This is a genomic window from Butyrivibrio sp. FCS006 (assembly GCF_000424525.1).
Classification (GTDB): domain Bacteria; phylum Bacillota; class Clostridia; order Lachnospirales; family Lachnospiraceae; genus Butyrivibrio.
This window is the reverse complement of the sequence record NZ_KE384205.1, coordinates 1-20306: the sequence shown is the minus strand read 5'-3', so window position 1 is coordinate 20306 and position 20306 is coordinate 1. Positions and strand designations below refer to the sequence as shown.

At 45.5% G+C, this 20306-nt stretch carries 17 protein-coding genes; all 17 read left to right on the top strand.

Features of this window, described 5'->3' with window-relative positions; genetic code table 11:
• The first annotated feature begins 89 nt into the window (after positions 1–89).
• Positions 90–1703 carry a DUF5722 domain-containing protein gene (locus G633_RS0114765; RefSeq protein WP_026520381.1) on the top strand — a complete coding sequence of 538 codons (1614 nt, stop codon included), beginning with the start codon at positions 90–92 and terminating at the stop codon, positions 1701–1703.
• 15 nt (positions 1704–1718) lie between these two features.
• Positions 1719–3440: an ArnT family glycosyltransferase gene (locus G633_RS0114760; RefSeq protein ID WP_026520380.1), complete on the top strand. Its 1722-nt coding sequence runs from the start codon at positions 1719–1721 to the stop codon at positions 3438–3440.
• Between the two features lie 136 nt (positions 3441–3576).
• Positions 3577–4266 (top strand): hypothetical protein, encoded by a 690-nt coding sequence (locus tag G633_RS0114755; RefSeq protein ID WP_026520379.1) that lies wholly within the window; start codon positions 3577–3579, stop codon positions 4264–4266.
• A gap of 124 nt (positions 4267–4390) precedes the next feature.
• Positions 4391–4696 carry a hypothetical protein gene (locus G633_RS0114750; RefSeq protein WP_026520378.1) on the top strand — a complete coding sequence of 102 codons (306 nt, stop codon included), beginning with the start codon at positions 4391–4393 and terminating at the stop codon, positions 4694–4696.
• 102 nt (positions 4697–4798) lie between these two features.
• The gene (locus G633_RS0114745; protein WP_022767444.1) at positions 4799–5644 is read left to right on the top strand and encodes a patatin-like phospholipase family protein; all 846 of its coding nucleotides are present in this window, start codon (positions 4799–4801) and stop codon (positions 5642–5644) included.
• A 17-nt stretch (positions 5645–5661) separates the two neighbouring features.
• Positions 5662–7728 carry an oxidoreductase gene (locus tag G633_RS0114740; protein WP_026520377.1) on the top strand — a complete coding sequence of 689 codons (2067 nt, stop codon included), beginning with the start codon at positions 5662–5664 and terminating at the stop codon, positions 7726–7728.
• 371 nt (positions 7729–8099) lie between these two features.
• The gene (gene trpD / locus G633_RS0114735; protein WP_026520376.1) at positions 8100–9116 is read left to right on the top strand and encodes an anthranilate phosphoribosyltransferase; all 1017 of its coding nucleotides are present in this window, start codon (positions 8100–8102) and stop codon (positions 9114–9116) included.
• Positions 9113–9895, top strand: coding sequence for an indole-3-glycerol phosphate synthase TrpC (gene trpC, locus G633_RS0114730; RefSeq protein WP_026520375.1), 783 nt, complete (start codon positions 9113–9115; stop codon positions 9893–9895). Before trpD ends, trpC begins: the two co-directional genes overlap by 4 nt.
• Complete coding sequence (locus G633_RS0114725) at positions 9892–10500, top strand: phosphoribosylanthranilate isomerase (protein WP_026520374.1); 609 nt, start codon at positions 9892–9894, stop codon at positions 10498–10500. The genes trpC and G633_RS0114725 overlap by 4 nt, the downstream gene beginning before the upstream one ends.
• Positions 10497–11687: a tryptophan synthase subunit beta gene (gene trpB / locus G633_RS0114720; protein WP_026520373.1), complete on the top strand. Its 1191-nt coding sequence runs from the start codon at positions 10497–10499 to the stop codon at positions 11685–11687. The genes G633_RS0114725 and trpB overlap by 4 nt, the downstream gene beginning before the upstream one ends.
• A complete protein-coding gene (gene trpA, locus G633_RS0114715) occupies positions 11680–12450 on the top strand; it encodes a tryptophan synthase subunit alpha (protein WP_026520372.1) in 771 nt (256 codons plus the stop codon). Before trpB ends, trpA begins: the two co-directional genes overlap by 8 nt.
• Before the next feature lie 228 nt (positions 12451–12678).
• Positions 12679–13404 (top strand): hypothetical protein, encoded by a 726-nt coding sequence (locus G633_RS0114710; RefSeq protein WP_155834976.1) that lies wholly within the window; start codon positions 12679–12681, stop codon positions 13402–13404.
• A gap of 51 nt (positions 13405–13455) precedes the next feature.
• Positions 13456–14325: a hypothetical protein gene (locus G633_RS0114705; RefSeq protein ID WP_026520370.1), complete on the top strand. Its 870-nt coding sequence runs from the start codon at positions 13456–13458 to the stop codon at positions 14323–14325.
• 23 nt (positions 14326–14348) lie between these two features.
• Positions 14349–14846, top strand: coding sequence for a hypothetical protein (locus tag G633_RS0114700; RefSeq protein WP_155828828.1), 498 nt, complete (start codon positions 14349–14351; stop codon positions 14844–14846).
• A 31-nt stretch (positions 14847–14877) separates the two neighbouring features.
• Entirely contained in the window at positions 14878–15879 is a 1002-nt protein-coding gene (locus tag G633_RS0114695; RefSeq protein ID WP_081664811.1) for a zinc-ribbon domain-containing protein, read from the top strand.
• Positions 15880–15891: 12 nt separating this feature from the next.
• Entirely contained in the window at positions 15892–17022 is a 1131-nt protein-coding gene (locus tag G633_RS0114690) for a zinc ribbon domain-containing protein (protein ID WP_026520368.1), read from the top strand.
• Positions 17023–17044: 22 nt separating this feature from the next.
• The coding region (locus G633_RS18665) for a hypothetical protein (RefSeq protein WP_035771654.1) at positions 17045–20306 on the top strand (3262 nt) is incomplete at its 3' end.

Here is a 20306-nt window from a genome sequence, read left to right as displayed (position 1 = left end):
TCCACAGAGCCGGGGTTGTTGATATTTCGTCTATTTTTCGGTATCATAAAAATACTGTAGAATTTAAAAAATTCGAAATGAGGGGTTACATGAATAAGAAAATCTTTTCGTCACTTTCCATGGCAGTCGCAACGGCTGTCCTTGCTCTAAGTGTCTTTTCTTCTGTGCCTGTTAAGGCAGAGGCTGCAGGAAAAGGTGCAGTTACCATCAATTCAGTTTCTATTTCCGGAGAGAGTGTAATAGTTAATGTTTCTGCGTCGGACCTTCCTGACAGTGACGACGGAGCTTTCTATCTCTTTGCAGAAAAGCCGTATCAGGGCGCACCGGTAGGAGCTCCCATAGCATCACTTCCAATTTCGGGAAGCGCAGTTTTTTCTGTGCCACTGGGCTATCAGACCACAAGCTGCAGACTCTATGACAAGTTCCAGGTTGCTGTAAAGCAGGGTGGAGCATTTGTTGCTGTGGCAGGAGCCAAATATATAACCAATCCTGAAGCTCTTGCAGGAGGAGGCTCCCAGGCAAGGAAGAATAACGGCAAAAAGGGCCTTATTCTCGACGGTGCCAAGATCGGAAACGGTAATACGGAAGTTGTTCAGCTCGGTGTTCAGCAGGGAGCTTACAACATAAATCTCACTGATGTCATAGGTGGAAACGGCGGTATTCAGTACGGATACAACGGTAAGACCTATTACTTTGACTCCGCTTATATGAGTCAGTATGACCACTGCGTAAGGACCAGCACAAATCAGGGAATGGGCATGACCATGGTTCTTCTCAATCCCTATTCACGCGGTGAAGAGTTCATGATATCACCCACAGCAAGGGGAGGTATCGGCAGAGCACCTTACTATCTCATGAATACCTCAGAGGATAACGGACTTGAATATCTTGAGGCTGTGGTTTCCTTCCTTGCCAGCAGATATAACGGCAAGAACGGATGCGGACAGGTTGATAACTGGGTTATTGCCAATGAGATAAATGCAAAGAATGCCTGGAACTATTCAAGTGTTACGGATCAGATGACCTATGCACAGCTCTATGCAGATTCTGTCAGAGTCTGCTACAATGCAATCAAGAGCAGAAATGCCAACGCTTACGTATGCATCAGCCTTGATCAGAACTGGACCAGGATCCACAACGGATCTTACTTTTCAGCAAGAAGCATGCTTGATGCCTTTAACGCATGCATCACAGCACAGGGCAATATCGACTGGTGTCTTGCTGAGCACCCATATAATTATCCCATGAACTGGACGAGCTTCTGGACACCCAAGAACCCGTCGATGATCACCCACAGTATTGACACTCCTTTCATTTCGATGGAAAATATAGAGCAGCTGACAGATTACATGTGTCAGCCGGCTTTCAGAAACAGTAAGGGCGCTGTGAGACCGATTCTTTTAACTGAGGTTGGATATTCTTCAACTCAGGGAGAGGAAGCGCAGGCAGCAGCCATTGTATACGCTTATCAGAGATGCGTTACCAATCAGTATATCAAGCTTATAACCTTCAACAGGCAGACCGATTATCCTGTTGAGATGGCGCAGGGCTTGTCACTTGGCCTTACAAGGCCGGACGGATCACGTAAGCTTTCCTGGGAGTTCTTCCAGCAGATGAATGGCGGAAATGCCGGTGCTTACATTGGCAGAGCTGCATCCTATATGGGTATCTCTGACTGGAACGCTGCTATGCATGCCAGATAAAAAGGAAGTATCATAATGCGAGTAATCGATTATTACAACTATATAGCTACAGCTGCTTACATCCTTATGGGTGTGGCAGCTGTATTTTTGTATTTCAGGGGCAGGAAGAATGAAAGGCCGGGCATCTCTGACAGGGCATCCGGTATTATCTTTTTGCTGATCATGATAGTTGCAGCTGTCATCAGATTGTACAAACTCGGAGAGATTCCCCTTGGGCTTCAGCAGGATGAGGCGTCTATCGGCTATGATGCTTATACACTTGCGACATTTGGCATCGACAGGAACGGATATCACTGGCCCATTTACCCTATAACCTGGGGATGCGGCGGTGGAAGTCCTCTGCTTATTTATTTGAATGTCATTTCAATCTCTTTGTTTGGACCCTCGATCAGGAACCTGAGAATGATCCCGGCAGTATGCGGAATTCTTACGGTAGCTCTTTTATATGCGGTGCTAAGGATCACTCTGGAGGGCAGGAGATTTAGGAATGAGCTTTCACTCTTTGGAGCAGCTTTCCTTGCAATCTGTCCATGGCATGTGATCCTCTCAAGATGGAGTCTTGACTGTAACATTATGCCCTTTAACATGATGCTTTCCTTCTGGCTGTTCATGCTGGGAGTCAAGAAGAAAAAGGGCTTGTTTTATTGCCTTAGCGCAGCAGCTTTTGCTGTCTGCATGTACAGCTACGGGGCTTCTACAATCGTAGTTCCGATTCTTCTTCTTTGCCTGTGCGCATATGGATTAAAGACGAGGATTCTTACCTGGAGAGATGTCATTGCTTCCTTTGTGACTTTCCTGGTGGTGTTCGCGCCTCTTATGCTGTTTTATTCAGTTAATTACCTTGGGCTTCCCGAAATAGTCACAGACTTTATCTGCTTTAACAAGTTTACTGCCGCAAGAACGGGAGAAGCGTTCATATCATTTGACGGAGCGTTTTTCGGTAAAGCTTTAAACAACTTAAAGCTTATGATTTTGGGAGTTTCCATTGGGTCTGATAAGTTTACTCTTGCGCATTTTTATCCCGGATATGCATCACTGTTTGAGTTCACGTTCCCGATTACTTTCATAGGTCTTTTCATAAGTGTTAAGCACCTTATTACGGGGAAAGACAAATCGGGTGAGCTTACGCCTCAGTACAAGATCGGAAGTATGCTCTTTATGTCAGCTGTGATTGGTTCTGTCGTACTCGATGTAATGATCATTCCTGACATAAACAGACTGGTTTGTCTTTTTATTCCCTGCATATTCTTCTTTGTCATTGGTACGGGATTTATCCTGGAGCATGCAAAGAGCCTATTTGTGGCAGCTGCAGGTCTTTTGCTGATAGGAGCGCTGTCTTTTACAAAGGATTACTTTACGGACTACAGCTATTATGCTCTTAGCATCTACATGCCCGGCTATGGTAATGCCATTGAAAGAGCCTATGAGGTGTCGGAGGATAAGAGATTGATCCATTCGACTTACGAAGGCCTTTCATCACCCTTTATGCTGGCGCTTTATTACACAAATTACGATCCTTATACTTTCTATCAGACTGTAGAGTATAAAGATCCTTATGCGGAATTCAGGATTGCAAAGTCCTTTGGCAACTTTATCTTTGAGCTTCCGGAGGATGTGACGGATGAAAAATATGAAGATGATATCTTCGTTGTTGCAAGTAGTCAGCTGCAACTTTTTGGCGATTTAAGCGCTTATAATGTGGATGATTTTGGCGGGTACTTTGTGGTATACAAATAGTTTCTAAAGAGAATTAGACCTTTCTAAAAAGAGAATTAAATAACGCCTGCGCTTATGGCAAACACGCATGTTTTCGGCGATAATATTAGCATGACAGGTGGACCTGTTATCTAAAAAGTTCTCGGAGGGAAAGGTTATGATGAAAAGGATTTTTGCTTGTATATTAACATTGGGGATGACAATAATTCTTTTATCAGGCCATAATTCCAATCTTATTCCCGCTGAAATTTCATATGCTGCTGAAACTGTAGAAAATGAGGGCGTTGTCACTATTGATGATGAATATCTGATCCCCGACAGTATCGGCTGGTGCACATATTATGTCGTGGTTGCAACCAACAACACCGGTTCCGATATCTCAATCAGTGCAGACTTTGTTGCCAAGGACGGATCAGGAAACGTTCTTAAGAAGGTAAATGATTATTCTGATGCGGTTAAGAAAGGTCAGCAGTTCATCCTTTACGGACAGTTCTTAAACAAAGAGATTGCAAATGCAAGAGCTTATGAGTATGAGTATTCAATAAATCCTACTGACAGATGCGCATACACATCCGTTTCACTTGATACAAAGGACATCGGCGACTGCGTTGAAGTAAGCGCTACAAATTTCTCTAAGTTTGATATCCAGAGCGTAGGAGTAAGAAGCGTATTCATGAAGAACGGCAGAGCAGTTGCATTTGATGCCGTAAACATCGCGGACGCAGGAATCATATTCCACGGCGGAAGCACAAACTCACAGATCATCGGAACAAGAGCCGGTGACTACGACGATATGATCATCACCTATACTACAGTCAGCAACCATTCAATGGCTGAAGATCTCTGAATTCAAGGCTTTATGCCGGGGCAAATTGCCCCGGCTTATTTTTTTGTGTTTTAGGTCTGGTTTTTCACAGTTTGTTCACAAAAATATATGATAATATTTCTCGGAATTATGGGAGGAAAGTTTTATGCTCACAACTGGTTTATTCAGATTACAGGAGAATTATCCGAGGACCTTTGCGGTTATGATGAACAAGAGGCAGAGGAACAAGGTTGTAAAATATTTGTACGATCTTGAGGCAAAAGGTATCAGCCGTGCAGACGATAAGAGAGTCAAGAAGCTGATCTACAAACTTGAAAACGATCATATGTCTTATGACAACAACGAGTTGAATATCATGAGAGCTGCTATCGTGCTTAACAGATTTGTTGAGCCAATCTCTTATTTCTGCAAGAGATATATCGCACGTACGATTTCCAAGAATGCAGCATGATGAAATTTAACGATATGTATCATGGCGAGCTTAATGGCTCGCTTTTTTGCTGCAATTTGTAATATAATATAAGATAACGATTTTGAGAGGAACAGGCACTGTATGAAGAAAGGACTGGTTATGGAGGGCGGCGCGATGCGCGGGATGTTTACCTGCGGAGTCATCGATGTCCTTATGGAGAACGGAATTGATTTTGACGGAGCAGTCGGAGTTTCAGCCGGCGCAACCTTTGGAATAAACTATAAGTCAAAGCAGATCGGAAGAGCAGTAAGGTACAACAAGAAATATTGCAACGACAAAAGATACCACAGCATAAGATCACTCCTTCTTACAGGAGATATCTACAACGTTCCTTTTTGCTACGATGAGCTTCCTTATAAGCTTGATATATGGGATGTAAAGACCTTTAAAGAAAACCCAATGGAATTCTACTGTGTGGCTACTGACATAACAACAGGTAAGCCTGCATATCACAAATGTACAGACGGGGGCAAAGAGGATCTTAAATGGATTCAGGCATCTGCCTCAATGCCTCTTGTTTCAAGACCTGTACATATTGGAGACAGTGTTTATCTTGACGGCGGACCATCGGATTCAATCCCCCTTAAGTTCATGGAAGATAAGGGCTATGACAGGATCCTTGTCATTGAGACTCAGCCCGGGGACTATGTTAAGGGCCAGCAGAAGTTCATGCCTCTTGTAAGGGTTATGCTCAGAAAATATCCCAGAATGATTGAGTGTATGGAAAAGCGCCATCTGATGTACAATGAAGAAAAGAGATACATCAGGGAAAAAGAAAAAAGCGGAGAAATTCTTGTTGTAAGACCAAAAGAACCTTTAAACATAAGCCCAGTGGAAAAGGATGAAAACGAACTTGAGAGAGTCTATCAGCTTGGGCGAAGAGCCGGAATGGGAAAAGTACAGGCTATAAAAGAGTTTTTTGAATAAACCGGGAGATCATAAAAATGGATGAGAGATTAAAACCTCTGTTTACACCATGGAAAATAGGAAATTGTGAGATCAAGAACAGGATCGTTCTTACCTCTATGGGAGGAACGGATCTGTTTGGCTGGATGGAGAAGAACCACTTCGATAAGGAAGGTGCGAACTTTATCTTAAACGTAGCTAAGAACAACGCAGGCCTTGTGCTTCCGGGATGTCAGCCCGTTTACAATCCGATGTTCGGACAGTGGCTCTATACCAACAAGCAGATGTATCAGGACCTTGCAGCCTGGATGCCTGAGTTTCACAAGACGGGAGCCAAGCTCTTTGTACAGCTTACGGCGGGCTTCGGCAGGTCTTTTACCGTAAGTGCCATGATGGAGAAGCTCTACAACAATCCGGCGCTGAGAGTACTGAGTAAGCCCTTTATGGATCTTGATAAGATCACAGCTTCCGCAAGTCCATCTCCCAACAGATGGTCTGACAAGCTTCCTTCAAGGGAGATGACCAAAGAGGAGATAAAAGAGTTTGTAGTTGCCTTTGGAAAGAGTGCCAGGCTTTTAAAGGAAGCAGGAGTTGACGGTGTTGAAGTCCATGCTGTTCACGAGGGATATCTTCTTGATCAGTTCACGCTTCCCTATGTCAACAAGAGGACAGATGAGTATGGCGGCTCTTTTGAAAACAGATATCGCTTTGCGGTAGAGATAGTTCAGGAGATCAAGAAACAGTGCGGAGCAGACTTCCCTGTTTCCCTTCGCTACAGCGTGATATCAAAGACCAAGGGAATGCGTCAGGGAGCCCTTCCCGGAGAAGACTATACGGAAGTCGGAAGAGACTTTGAGGAGTCAAAAAAGGCTGCGAAATACCTTCAGGATGCAGGATACGATATGCTCAACTGCGACAACGGAACCTATGACGCGTGGTACTGGGCACATCCTCCGATCTACATGCCGGAGAACTGTAACCTTGAAGATGTTATGAACCTTAAGAAGTTCGTTGATATACCTGTCGTTTGCGCAGGAAGGCTTGACCCGAGAGTTGCTGCCGATGCAGTTGCAAGCGGAGAGCTGGACGGAGCAGGCTTTGCAAGACCTTTCCTTGCAGATACCGAGTGGGTTACCAAGCTCATGAATGACAAGGAAGATGATATAAGGCCATGTATTTTGTGTCACAACGGATGCTTTAACATGTGCCACTACAAGGGCGTTCCCAACGATCAGGACCTTGCTGATTCCCTGCACCTTGCAAGATGTGCAGTAAACGCAGAAACCATGCAGACGGACAAGCACTTCATCAAACCTGCCAAGCACCCCAAGACTATTCATATCGTGGGCGGCGGAATCGGCGGAATGGAGGCTGCAAGAGTACTTAAGCTAAGAGGCCACAATCCCGTCATTTATGAAAAGAGCAATGTCCTCGGCGGAACCTTCATAGCAGCAAGCTCAGAGTCCTATAAGGGCAAGCTCAGGGACCTTCTTAGATGGTATAGAAGGCAGATGGATGTTCTGGGAATCGAAGTTCATCTTAACACTGAGATAACCGATCCTATGAAGTTCGGAAGAAAGAGCGACATCATAATTGCAACCGGATCAAAGCCAAGGATTCTCAGTGGCGTTCCGGGACATGAGAAGATGATAGAAGCCTGTGACTTCCTTCTTGGAAAAGATGTTGGTCAGAAGGTGGCAGTTATCGGCGGAGGTCTCACGGGAAGTGAGATTGCCTATGAGCTCGCACTCTGGGGAAAAGAGCCCATCATCGTTGAGATGAAAGATGACCTGGTATCCCAGAAGGGTGTATGCCTTGCCAACAGCTCATACCTCAGGGAGTACTTTGCGCTTCACAACATTCCTGTTTACCTTGAGACAAAGCTCAAAGAGGTTCTGGATGGGGCTATCATCTGCACAGATAAGGATGGAAAAGAGATTCGCATAGAGTGCGACTCAGTCATCAGTTCAGCCGGCTATGTTCCCAATCCTGTCATCAGCGACGATGTTAGAACCAGCAACATGGATTTCATCGGAGACTGCAAGCAGGTAGGTAATTTAAGGACCGTAATATGGCGTGCATATGAAGTTGCAATGAGAATGTAAAAATGTATTGACAGCATAATTATGCAATGCTATTATTTCTATAATTTAATACTTCAAACCGATGAAGTGGAGATAAAGGTGATCATGACCGCACAGAGAGCCCGGATTGCTGAGAACGGGTAGGAAACAAGTTATCAAATGGACCACAGAGGGCGCAGTGAAAAGATATGCATCTTAGTATTCTGCGACGTGAAGGCATACGTCAGTTGCCGGGGATATGTTAGTATCCTTCAAAGCGCTTGGGACAACCCGAGAAATCAAGGTGGCACCGCGGATAAAGTATATTCGTCCTTGACAGAACATTAGAGTTTCTGTCAGGGACTTTTTGTTTACAAAAAGATCTTTGGCAGACCAAAAAGGAGGATGACCAAATGATCAAAGAAGCAATCGTAAAAATCGTAAACAAAGAAGACCTCACCTATGACGAAGCTTATCAGGTAATGAATGAGATCATGAGCGGAGAGACAAGTCCCACTCAGAACGCAGCCTTCCTGGCAGCTCTTTCAACAAAGAGTGCAAGGGCAGAAACTACAGATGAGATCGCAGGCTGCGCAGCTGCCATGAGAGATCACGCCACCAAGGTTGATACGGGAATGGATATCTTTGAGATCGTAGGAACCGGCGGAGATAACGCACACAGCTTCAACATTTCAACCACATCTGCAATCGTTGCAGCTGCAGGCGGAGTGAAGGTTGCCAAGCATGGAAACAGAGCAGCTTCAAGTAAGTGCGGAACAGCTGACTGCCTTGAGGCTCTTGGAGTAAACATCCAGCAGGATCCTGAGAAGTGCATAGAGCTTTTAAAGGAAGCAGGAATGTGCTTCTTCTTTGCTCAGAAATATCACACATCAATGAAGTATGTAGGAGCCATCAGAAAAGAGCTGGGCTTTAGGACCGTATTCAATATCTTAGGACCACTTACAAATCCTGGATCACCCAAGATGCAGCTCCTTGGAGTATATGATGAGTACCTGGTTGAGCCTTTGGCTCAGGTTCTTGTAAGCCTCGGTGTTGAGAGAGGAATGGTTGTATATGGAATGGACAAGCTCGATGAGATCTCAATGAGCTGCGACACCAAGATCTGCGAGATCAAGGACGGATGGTATAAGACCTACGTGATAAAGCCTGAGGACTTCGGATTTGAGCGCTGCACCAAGGACGACCTGGTTGGCGGAACACCTGAAGAAAACGCCAGGATAACAAGAGACATCCTTGCAGGAGCAGAGGGACCAAAGACAAATGCAGTTTTGTTAAACGCAGGAGCATCCCTTTACATCGCAGGTAAGGCAGAGTCATTTAAGGCAGGAGTTGAGCTTGCAAAAGAGCTTATTAAATCAGGAGCAGCAACAAGCACACTTGAGAAGATAATCGAGGTTAGCAACAGATGACGATTCTGGATGAGATTGCAGAATACGCAAGAGAAAGAGTTAAAAAACAAAAAGAGATTAGGAGTCTTGATGAAGTAAAAGCAATGGCTCTTTCACTTCCCAAAAAAGACTTCGCCTTTGAAAAAGCCTTAAAGAAAGACGGGATATCTTTTATCTGTGAGTGCAAGAAAGCATCTCCTTCAAAGGGCATAATCGCAGAGGACTTTCCTTATCTGGATATTGCTCTTTCATATGAGAAGGCAGGAGCTGATGCAATATCCGTTCTCACAGAACCCAAATGGTTTCTTGGGAGGGATGAGTATCTCTCTGAGATAGCTTCTAAGGTGAGTATTCCATGCCTCAGAAAAGACTTCGTTGTGGATGAGTACATGATCTATGAGGCAGCAGTCCTTGGAGCATCAGCGGTACTTCTTATCTGCTCGATACTATCTGTAAGCGAGATTAAAAGATATATCGGCATCTGCGACGAACTTGGGCTCTCGGCACTGGTAGAAGCCCACGATGAAGCAGAAGTAAACATGGCCATAGAAGCCGGAGCCAGGATCATCGGTGTAAACAACAGGAACTTAAAGGACTTCTCCGTTGATACTGAAAACAGTAAGAGGCTTCGAGCTCTGATACCGAATGATATTTTGTTTGTGTCGGAGTCGGGAGTTAAGGGACCCGAAGATATAAAGGCAATAAAAGACATGGGCGCTGATGCGGCTCTAGTTGGAGAGACACTGATGAGAGCTGCGGATAAGAGTCAGAAGTTAAAGGAGCTTAAGAGTCTTTTGTGAGAAAAACAAGGATCAAGTTTTGCGGACTGAAAAGAATAGAGGACATCGAGGCGGCCAATGAGCTAAAACCTGATTTTGCGGGCTTTGTATTCTGGGAAAAGAGCAGCAGGAATGTATCAAGAGACGATGCGAAAAAGCTGGGACAAGCTCTTTTACCCGAGATAAAAAAAGTCGGCGTATTTGTGGATGAAGAGCCGGAGAAGGTTGCAGCTCTTTTAAAGGACAAGGTCATAGACATAGCGCAGCTCCACGGAAGTGAGGATGAGGGATATATCGCAAGGCTTCGGGAACTTTCAGGTGATGCTCCTATCATCAAAGCGTTTGTTGTTAAGAGCAAAGAGGACCTGGAAAGAGCTAAAAAGAGCAGCGCCGATTACCTTCTTCTGGATTCCGGAAAAGGCACGGGGCAGACATTTAACTGGGAGCTGATAAAGGAGGCAGAGTTTGATAAGCCGTACTTTCTGGCAGGTGGCCTTGGGGTGGAAAACGTGGCTAAGGCACTAAAGGTGCTTCATCCATTTGCGGTGGATGTCAGTTCGGGAATTGAGACAAACGGGGTTAAAGACCCTGAAAAGATGAGACAGTTTATGGGAGAAATATTATGAGTAATCAGAACGGAAGATTTGGAATTCATGGCGGACAGTACATACCGGAGACACTTATGAATGCGGTTATAGAGCTGGAAGAGGCCTACAACCATTACAAGAATGATCCGGAATTTAATAAAGAGCTTGAGACTCTTTTCAATGAGTACGCAGGAAGACCATCAAGACTCTACTATGCAGAGAAGATGACAAAGGACCTGGGCGGAGCCAAGATATACCTTAAGAGAGAGGACCTCAATCACACAGGTGCCCACAAGATCAACAACGTTCTCGGCCAGGCTCTTCTTGCCAAGAAGATGGGCAAGACAAGACTCATTGCCGAGACAGGAGCAGGTCAGCACGGCGTTGCAACTGCTACAGCAGCAGCTCTTATGGGCATGGAGTGCGTTGTCTTTATGGGAGAAGAAGACACCAGGAGACAGGCGCTCAATGTGTACAAGATGAAGCTTCTTGGAGCAGAGGTTGTACCTGTAACAACAGGAACTGCAACACTTAAGGATGCAGTTTCTGAGGCCATGAGAGAGTGGACTTCAAGAATAAGCGATACTCATTACTGTCTGGGATCTGTTATGGGACCACATCCATTTCCAACCATCGTAAGAGACTTCCAAGCTGTTATTTCAAAAGAGATCAAGGAGCAGATCCTTGAGAAGGAAGGACGACTTCCGGATGTTGTTATGGCATGTGTCGGAGGCGGATCCAACGCCATCGGAACCTTCTATAACTTCATTGAGGATAAAGAGGTTCAGCTGATCGGATGCGAAGCTGCAGGAAGAGGAGTAGATACCTTCGAGACAGCAGCTACCATAGCGACAGGTAAGCTTGGCATATTCCACGGAATGAAGTCCTATTTCTGCCAGGATGAGTACGGCCAGATTGCCCCTGTTTACTCCATATCAGCTGGACTTGATTATCCGGGAATTGGACCTGAGCATGCATATCTGAATGATATCGGAAGGGCTCAGTATGTACCTGTAACTGATGACGAGGCAGTTAATGCTTTTGAGTATCTTTCAAGAACAGAGGGAATCATCCCTGCAATAGAGTCATCCCACGCTTTGGCACACGCCATGAAGATAGCGCCAACTATGGACAAGGACAAGATAATCGTAATAACAATATCCGGAAGAGGCGACAAGGACTGCGCAGCCATTGCAAGGTACAGAGGGGAGAATATCAATGAGTAATATAGGAAAAGCATTTGAAAATAAAAAAGCATTTATCGCATTTATAACCTGCGGAGATCCTGACCTAGAGACTACAGTGGAAGTTGTAAAAGAGTCGGTAAAAAACGGCGCAGACCTTATAGAACTGGGTATTCCTTTCTCTGATCCCACAGCAGAAGGTCCCACAATTCAGGGAGCTAATCTCCGTGCGCTGACAGGAGGCGTTACCACAGACAAGATCTTTGACATGGTAAAAGAGCTGAGGAAAGACGTAAGTGTACCCATGGTATTTATGACCTATGCCAACGTTGTCTTTTCCTACGGAGCAGAGAGATTTATTAAGACCTGCAGCGAGATCGGAATAGACGGCATTATCCTTCCGGATCTTCCCTATGAGGAGAAGGAGGAGTTCCACCCTGTATGTCAGAAGTACGGTGTAGATCTTATATCGCTGATCGCACCCACATCGGAGAACAGGATAGCTCAGATAGCAAAGGACGCTGAGGGCTTTATATACGTTGTATCAAGCCTCGGAGTTACAGGAACCAGGACCGAGATCAAAACGGACCTCGAGAGCATCGTAAAAGCCATCAGGGAGAACACCAATGTTCCATGTGCCATCGGCTTTGGAATCTCAAAACCCGAGCAGGCTAAGAAGATGGCAGGTATTTCGGACGGGGCCATAGTCGGAAGCGCAATAATCAAGATCATCGAGAAGTACGGTAAGGATTCTCCAAAGTATGTGGGAGAATACGTAAAGAGTATGAAGGATGCCATAGCATAAATATAACGATAAGATTTTGTGCAGGTAGCTGAATGGGAAGCCTGAGGTGTGACATTTTCTTTGTCAATGACAAAGAGGGTGTCACACCTTTTTGGTACATAAGTGTTGATAAAATATTAATAAGTGTATGATTTGGCGTTACTTTTTTCAAAAGTATTATTGGGGAGAACATCGCGAAAGGAAAGCGAAGCTATGATGAAAAAGACTATCAAATTGATGTTGACAGTAATGTTAGCGGTTGTCCTCCTTGCAGGCTGCGGTTCCAAGAAAATCGGACCCGGGAAGGCTTTTGTGATGCAGAAGTCTGATGCCGGCTTTACAGCTCCTGGAACAGCGTCAGTTGATGACTTTTACTGGTATTTTAAGACCGCTGACTACGATAAGAGCGTAGAGGTTCCCTTTAGCGATCCTTATGCTGCTGAGGGTATCTGGGAGGTTTGCACCTGGCGTATACAGGGCAACTATTCTTCGGAAGTCAAGGAAGTCTATTGGATGAATCTTAGCATAGAATGTAAGGACAACGGCGGAATGCTTGGGCAGTACGGCGATGTGGACACACAGCTGGCTGCGGACTTTTATGCAAACGAGGCATTCAAGGACAGCGACGAAGCCAAGAATGCGGGAGTTCAGGGTGATGGCTCAACGGATAAGCTTATTGATGCCCTTAACAACCTGGACCCAACCGTTGATGCAACAGCAACGCTCATTCTGGTCGGATACCAGGATACGAACGGCAACTGGACTCCGGTGAACGATGGCACTAAAGCAGTACTTACGGGAGTTTACTATCCGGACGGAATGTTCCTTAAGCTGGACGACGGCAATGGCCATCAGATCAGTGCTAATAACTTTTTGACTGCAGGCTCTGAGCAGCATGCCATAGGTGCATACGATCCGGGCTCAGATAACATGGACTATCACGGCACAATTGCCCTCACCAGAAAGGTGCAGTAAAGAATAATCAGTTTAATAATGGGGATTTAATTCGACATAGGAGGTTTTGCTATGCATGGTAGGTCATCATTCCAGGGAAAGGTTCGAGTTATAGCCATTTCTCTGAGCATCATCCTGATATTGGGAGGATGCTCTTCTTCGCTTGCGGGAAAAGAAAAATCGGAGGAACCTCAGGATCCTCAGGAAACCACGGTTTCTGAAGAAACTAACGAGACAGGAACAGCCCAGGAAACAGCGGCTGAGACTGGTGCAGAGAAAGAACAAGAGGCAGCAGCGGAAGCTTCTTTGGCAGACAGCACTGCAGATGCCATTTCTGGGGATCAGAGTACTTCCGGAGTTTCGGAAATGACTACCGGGGCAGATGCAGCTCTTTTCCTGATGGGAGATGATGGGCAGGCTTCCGATAGCGAGTATAATCCGGCAACTTACGCAATATCCGGAGGAACATGGGATATCCTGGAGTCCGGCGAGAAGATCTATACCCTGGCTGACGGGAATCAGGCAAAGAATGTATGGGTTGAGGACGACGGCATGTACTACTACGTGGATTTCACCGGTTGCCTTATGAAGAACAATTACACCGCAGACGGCTTTTGGGTAGGTGAAAAGGGCTATTGGGACAGAAGCAAAAAGCAGCGGAAGGACGATGTGGAGCCCCTTAGCGGAAAGCCCTACGGCGATGGAACGGTGATGACCATCGATATCATCAATTATTCAGATGACGCTACCTATGCCAAGGCAACGCTGACCTACAGCTTTGGCTCGAAAGAGGAATACAACGTGATGCCTCTCGGGAACAGCACCTATCTGCTGGAGTACAAGGATGATTTCTATACGGGACTTTTGATGTCTGTTTCGGAGGACCAAAAGACCCTTATCGTTTCCGGCCTTGGATGCACGGATACCTACACGATGGAATGAAATGACTATGGAGGATCGCATTTATGAAAAGAACTTTAAGCAGACGAAATGGTATTGCATTAGTAATGTCATTACTTTTAGCCGTGACAATGTTGACCGGATGCGTGGGGGCAGGTTCACCTAACATGCCCTATGAGCCTGATACACCTGCTCCTGATCCCCATAATGGGGTATTTGTCTCCGACCACGGCACTATGGAATTTAATGGAGATGACAAGACTGTAATTGCAGATTTTGACAGCGAACTGGCCGAGCTTCTGGGTCTTCCTGAAGGCAAGCAGGAGCTTACATATGTCTTCCTTTCAGGACCTCTTCCACCCGGAGGCAGCGTTGAAGTGCGATATGATGCGGCCCATGAACTCAGGCTCAGCACTGAAGATGCTTCAGTAGTGGTGGATATGGCCCTGGTTCATGAGGATGGTTCGGTAACCCTTGGAATAAATACCGTTACCCCCGAAAGAATACCCATGTACTTCAGAACTGACGAAGGGCCTTTAAATGTGATTTTTTACAAGAAGTAACATGATTTGTTGATGAATCCAGGAGGTTTTTATGGCGCAACAATTGAAATTCTGCCCTGAGTGCGGGGCACAGCTAAATCCGGGAGTTAAGTTCTGCAGACAGTGCGGGACTAAGCTGGAAACATTCACAGAAAATGCAAATGTACAAAATGAGGGAGCACCTCAGAGTGCACCTGTGCAGACGCAAATGAATAGTCCGGCTCAGCAACGCAGTGCTCCTGCGCCTGCCCAGATGCAGGCTCCGAATATTGGTCAGACAATTAAGAGTGCTGCAGAGGTCCTGAAGCTTGGGGATTTAACAGCCCCTACAACCTCAGGAGAGTGGGAACTAATTGACATGGCCCCTGTTCAGGGAGCGAGTCAGGTTATCGGAGCAGCCACAAGCGCTGCAGAAGATATAGTAGAGGCCGTAACTTCGCCCTTTGACACCATATTTAAGAGTCTATTGTCTTTCGTGGGTGGAATATTCGGAACTCTGATAAAACCTAAAAATCTGATACTGGCCATTGCCCTTGGAGCAGTCTGGATTGTCTGTGGCATTAACAGGAATTCAGATGATTCGGTGACGAATCTTTTATCCTTCCTGACCTTTGGAGAGGGAGGATATGACAGAGATGGTCTTGGCGTTATCGGTGGTCTAGCAGGAAAGGGCACTGTGGCCGTAATGCTTTCATCGCTTCTTTCCGGAGGAATCCCTAACACCATCAAAGGGGCAGCAGGTATATTCAAAAAGTCAGAGGAAAAGAAGAGTATACCTCTTTTCATAGTGGGAATCCTTCTTGGAGGACTTGGATATATTGCTTTTGCGGGAATCAATAATGTTTCCGCCATTACTTCCATGGCAGGAATAGCTGGAGCAGTTGTGGCTCTTCAGGCAGTGGGACAAAAGGATGGCTGGATATACAGGATAGCTCAGTCCCTGACAGCTAAGAAGATAAATGGAATTAGAACCTCACAGGATGGGAAGATAACAAGCCTTCTTGGAGGAGTTGCACTTGGTTTTGCAATAGTAACGATCATATTTATCGCATAAAAAGGAGTGCCTATGTTTTGTGAAAGTTGTGGAGCAAGAATACCTAATGGAAGCACCTTCTGCGAAGAATGCGGAGCAAAGATAGCGCCCGCAGCAGGAGAAGGTAAAGGAGCAGGAAATTCCGGGCCAAAGATTATTCCAAGAGTCCCGGAGCCTTCAGCTAAGCCTATACCTCCGGAGCCAAACATTCAGGGAAATCGCATTCCACCTGCGCCCCAGGTACAGAGTGCACCAATTCCTCCGACACCTCCAACACCAAATACAAATTACCAGGCACAGCAGGAAAGTGCAGCACCTGCCGGAACATCAGGAGGTTCAGGGATGTCTGGTAATACAAAGACCATAATCATGGCTGCAGCCGGAGTTCTGGCGGTTGCCATAATTGTGATTGCGGGAATTGCTGCGAAAAAGGCAGGCCTTATCGGTGGAAAGTCAGACAAGGATGATAATCAGATAACTGAAGTGTCCTCAGAAGTAATGCCTGAAAATGCGCAGCAGCAGGCAGCTGATACTACCGCAGCAACTGAGACGGCAGCAGAAACCCAGGCCCAGGAAGCTATTGAGAGCCCTGCTCAAACGGCTGATCAGAGCACTGCAGCACAGGCAAGCGAAGATACTGCCGGAGACTACTCCCAGACTGCATCTGGCTCTATTACTCCCAGTATTACCGGTCCGGACCAGGATGTAGTTATTCAGGACTTTGACTGGTTCTACGACGATGGCTTCCCTGAGGACGGAACACCCTACAAGGAACTTTGGGGCCTTGGCGGAAAGTGGAAATCATTACTTTATGCCCAAACCCCTGTAGACGGTAAAGAGATGTGCAGGATAGTCATTTCTGATGCAGATGTCCAGTACATGGGATATAAGCTGACAGTTCTTTTAAATACAAAGGCAAGGTACCAGTATCCGGGAGATGCTCGTGACCAGATGGAGCTTTTAGACAACTCTCAGGTGACCATGACCTTTGAGGGGGACTGGGACGAGGAGCAAACCTCCATGGATGTCTACAGTCTCAATTCTGATCTTAACTGTAAGATCAACAAGTTTGTTTCAAAGAATGGTTTTGACTATGCCATTGGCCCGGTTTATAACGGCGACACCGAGATCGGCAAGGTAATGATGATAAGAGCTACACCATAACCGGAGCATATGAGGGCATCTGATGAGAAAAGAGCTTTTGATTGCAAAAAGAATACTTGCAGGAGTGGCAGCAGGACTTGTCCTGTTTATTTACGCTGCCATTCCTTCCATGGCAAAGCAGGTAAATACTGAAGATGATCCCAGAACAATTCTGGATGTGGAATACACCAGTTCAAGTGGAGAAACATCTTACTTGGAGCTGGGTGGTCTTAATAATGACTTCTGGGCTTATCTGCCTTTTGATGCCTATTGGCACAATGAGGGAATGTATGAGCTTGATGAACCGATTCATGACAGAAATCGGAATTGGATTTGTATGGATCAATACTACTCCGGTGAAGGAAGATCGGAAACACCCCGTAAAGTACAAGGGTCCTTTAGCCCCAGGCTTCTTATGGGATTCAAGCTCTATACGGATGATGAATGGCAGATTACCAGGCTTGAAGAAAAGACTGAAGGCGATGTAGTTACGGTTGTATATCAGCTTAATGCCCATACCGGAGATACAGTCAGTATTTCCTCGTTGAGTTATATGACGATAGGACCACGTGGAAATAAGGGGTGTCTTTGCATGAATGACCCGGAGTATGACCCGCAATGGGCTGTTGAGACTAGTGAGACTGTAGCTTTTTATACTAATGTTCATCCTGCAAGGCAAAACGAAAAGTGGATTGATGGATGCGAAAAATATTCATGGCCTGAAGAGTTTAGTGATGGCTCCTGCTCGGGAATGATATACACAATCACCGAAGATGATGATGTGATCTATGCTGATGCTCTGGCTAAGATGAGATTTGACAACAAATATACCGAGACAGTGGTAAATGCCAAGATATACTACCGGTTTAAGGTTATCAACATTGATAAAGTTAACAATGCCATGGAGGCTGAAACATCCAATGCCCTTAGCACAGCCGGTGAGGATGAGGGTACAGACATTTCAACTGACATTGTGGAAGGCGATGACTTTACACCATCTACAGAGGATGATGATTCCTGGTTATCCGATGATTCATGGTTCCCTGAGGATTTTGAAAATCCCTTCGAGGAGCTTGAAATAGATGAGGAGCTTCCAAGGGCAGTTGGAACAGGAGCAGCAGGGGCTGCAGTGGCAGCAGGAGCAGTTGGCGCTGCAGGGGCAGCAGCCAAGGGCTCAGGAAAAAAGAAATCTCAGAAGAAAGAGAAAAAGAAGGAAGAAAAGAAAGAAGACAAGAGATCTACATACAAAATGTATGTATATAAAGACTTTGGTGACACTCTCAAGCGCGGAGATGAAGAAAAGTTTGTTTATGCACGAATTGAGGAGACAACCTGGGATAAAAGAGTCTTTACCAACGAGAAGCTTACCAGCCAGATAAGCGTTTCGTCCATGACTGATGCACTTATCGTATCGGATGCAGGCATGACCGTTAACGGTTATGAGGCTGCCAGTGTTGTGGCGCCAAAGGAAGTTGAAAAGAGCAAGGGCACAGTAACCTTCCAGTTCACGGGAGAAGGCGGCGTTTTCACAAGAAATGTTGTATTCAACATTGTGGGTGAAAAGCCTTATATTATCTATCCGAAGCTTGGTGATGATGGTTCAAGCTGGCTTGAAAGCAACCAGCCCGGTGAGGCTGTATTTATCGCAGGTGCGGGCGGCGAAGAAAAAGTCATGTTCTACATTAAGGACGCGGTGGAAGATCCTATAGACATAGACTTTGATGCCGGACCTGAATTTGACGTGACCTATCAGAAGGAAGAGAAGTACAAGTGCGGCTATTATGCAGTTATCCGGAACCTCTCAAATGAGATGGAAAAGGGTAATGGCATTATTGCGGATAAGGTCATAAAGACAATAGGTGTGTCAGCTAAGTTTAAGGATGGCTCCGTAACAAACAGTGAATTCTATGTGGAGCTGTATCCTGATGGACTTTCGGTTGTGCCCAACACCAAATACTTTAAGGATGACTTCTTCCAGGTCAGCACCGTGGCAGAGGATAATCCAAAGCCCGGTGATATTCCAATCATGCCATCGAGCTTTGAAGTCCTTGTCTGCTATGCAGATTCAAGAACAGGAGAAGCCAAGATATTTAAGAATCCAAGCCTTTCTTGCCAGGATCCTGATGATGAGGGTAAGTATGGAAATACCTTCAAGGAGAACTTTGAGTACTGGATAGATTACACCACTTCAGGTGGATATTTCTTCTATCCAAAGTGTACTCTTCCAATGTTTGGCAAGCCCTATGAAGCTAAGATGAAGCTCATTTACAAAGGCAAAGATGGTACAAACTTTGACGGTGATATTCCAATTCAGTTCTGGGGTGAGAGACCAAAGCCTGCAAGTGAGGCCACCATCAGAGAAGAGGAGCTGAAGAGCCTTAAGAAAGCTATACAAGAATTTGGATTAGATAATAACCCTAACCTTAAGATCATGCTCAGCAATATAGAGTATTACTCTGCATCTGACATAAGGTTTGTAAGAAGCTATGTCCTGCTTCTGGGTGTCCAATTCTATAGGGAAGAGTCCAGAGTCAATACTGATTTCGGCAATCTCTGCGATAAATACGTTGTGGTATCAAGTGCCCTGGTTAAAGCTGGTGATTATGCTGTTCAGGTTATTCTGGAGGTTAAATTTGGAGCGAATGGCAAGATAGCAGCGGCCTTTATCAACCCGTTTAAGAATATGCTCTGTGAATATGTCGGCCAGTACATTGGTCTGGGAGCTGAACCCGGAACAGATATTGAAGTAGATTCGTTCTGGAAGGTTTTAACTGGTGCTGTAAGAGACGCTTTGGGAGAGTATATGACAGGCAAGAAAAAGCCTGAACCTGAAGCTATGGGATATGTAGTAGCTGCATATATGTTGTATGCATTCTCAAATCATTATTTCCATGGAAAGAAAGAGGTAAAGGGTGATGTGTACAGATCTGTTTTGGCAGCAACCGGAGATCTGTCACTTACCTTATTCAAGTCATGGCTATCAGATGAAGTCGAAAAATGGCTGAAAGGAGTAAAACTTCAGGAGTTTGGAGAGTGGTGTGCTAAAAAGCTTGAGGGATTCTTTAGCGGTATAACCCAGCAGGCTATGAAAGCCGCTGGAGATAAGGCCTTTGAAAAGGGTATCAGGTCGCAGATAGAAGGAGGCATAGGATGGGCAGAGTATGCTCTTGCAAAGAGTTCAAAGGAACTGGCGCAGGATAATGCCAAAAATATAATGGAGATGTTTGTGTACTATGCTGACAAAACTGCCCCGGATGCCATTGAGAAACTCGCCAACATTTCTCTGGCAGCAGTCTGCAATTATT

Coding starts and splice junctions, on each gene's coding strand:
- G633_RS0114760 (WP_026520380.1), top strand. CDS start 1,719: ATGCGAGTAATCGATTATTACAACTATATAGCTACAGCTGCTTACATC.
- trpD (WP_026520376.1), top strand. CDS start 8,100: ATGATCAAAGAAGCAATCGTAAAAATCGTAAACAAAGAAGACCTCACC.
- G633_RS0114690 (WP_026520368.1), top strand. CDS start 15,892: ATGTTTTGTGAAAGTTGTGGAGCAAGAATACCTAATGGAAGCACCTTC.
- G633_RS0114740 (WP_026520377.1), top strand. CDS start 5,662: ATGGATGAGAGATTAAAACCTCTGTTTACACCATGGAAAATAGGAAAT.
- G633_RS0114700 (WP_155828828.1), top strand. CDS start 14,349: ATGAAAAGAACTTTAAGCAGACGAAATGGTATTGCATTAGTAATGTCA.
- G633_RS0114750 (WP_026520378.1), top strand. CDS start 4,391: ATGCTCACAACTGGTTTATTCAGATTACAGGAGAATTATCCGAGGACC.
- G633_RS0114705 (WP_026520370.1), top strand. CDS start 13,456: ATGCATGGTAGGTCATCATTCCAGGGAAAGGTTCGAGTTATAGCCATT.
- G633_RS0114710 (WP_155834976.1), top strand. CDS start 12,679: ATGTTAGCGGTTGTCCTCCTTGCAGGCTGCGGTTCCAAGAAAATCGGA.
- trpB (WP_026520373.1), top strand. CDS start 10,497: ATGAGTAATCAGAACGGAAGATTTGGAATTCATGGCGGACAGTACATA.
- G633_RS0114695 (WP_081664811.1), top strand. CDS start 14,878: ATGGCGCAACAATTGAAATTCTGCCCTGAGTGCGGGGCACAGCTAAAT.
- G633_RS0114745 (WP_022767444.1), top strand. CDS start 4,799: ATGAAGAAAGGACTGGTTATGGAGGGCGGCGCGATGCGCGGGATGTTT.
- trpA (WP_026520372.1), top strand. CDS start 11,680: ATGAGTAATATAGGAAAAGCATTTGAAAATAAAAAAGCATTTATCGCA.
- trpC (WP_026520375.1), top strand. CDS start 9,113: ATGACGATTCTGGATGAGATTGCAGAATACGCAAGAGAAAGAGTTAAA.
- G633_RS0114755 (WP_026520379.1), top strand. CDS start 3,577: ATGATGAAAAGGATTTTTGCTTGTATATTAACATTGGGGATGACAATA.
- G633_RS0114765 (WP_026520381.1), top strand. CDS start 90: ATGAATAAGAAAATCTTTTCGTCACTTTCCATGGCAGTCGCAACGGCT.